The following is a 606-nucleotide window of genomic DNA, read 5'->3' on the forward strand; positions in this document are numbered from 1 at the left end:
CAGCGCCACTTAGTAAGGCGTTATGGCGCAATCTAGATTTGAAGTCAGTCGCAACACCTTGATAACCATCCTCAATAAATCGGCGCATAGTCTTAGAATTCAGGTGACGTACATAGATCGAGACTAAAATGGACAAGGCAAAATTCATTCAACAGCACCTAATTGAAAAGGGTGTTCCAGCAGACTTGACTAGGCCAACCCCGTTTATTTGGTCAAAATACAAAGACGTATCTAAAAAGCCTTTGGTATTCCAATCTCCTATGAAAGTGCTCCTAATTCATGGGTTATTAATGGGGCTAGTTTGGGGCTCTTTGATGTGGATAATTACTTGGAATACAGAGCCTGAGCGTTGGAAAACTTACGTTATTTCATCTGCTATGTTCGGTATTGTGATGGGATTAATCAATGTATTCAGAATCGTCAAGGCTCGAAAAAAATTGGGTGAAAAGAGTTGGGAAAATTGGTGTAAGCAAAACTACGAGTAAGCGCCATAACAAAGCGTTTAAGGCAGATTCCCAACGCTTGGCATTTTCGGTTTGATTCAACTTTAGTGTTTACGGCACAATGATTTAGGTCGGGTGGTGGCGTTGCTCACTACTTAACGCG

General features: G+C 41.6%; 1 protein-coding gene. It reads left to right on the plus strand.

From position 1 onward, the window contains the following. The first annotated feature begins 128 nt into the window (after positions 1–128). Complete coding sequence (locus A1QO_RS18215) at positions 129–485, plus strand: DUF6404 family protein (protein ID WP_017039490.1); 357 nt, start codon at positions 129–131, stop codon at positions 483–485. Positions 486–606: the final 121 nt, after the last annotated feature.

This window comes from Vibrio genomosp. F10 str. ZF-129 (assembly GCF_000287055.2).
Classification (GTDB): Bacteria; Pseudomonadota; Gammaproteobacteria; order Enterobacterales; family Vibrionaceae; genus Vibrio.

What these genes read in the sequence shown, in the direction of transcription:
- A1QO_RS18215 (WP_017039490.1), top strand. Translation starts at nt 129, where the DNA reads ATGGACAAGGCAAAATTCATTCAACAGCACCTAATTGAAAAGGGTGTT.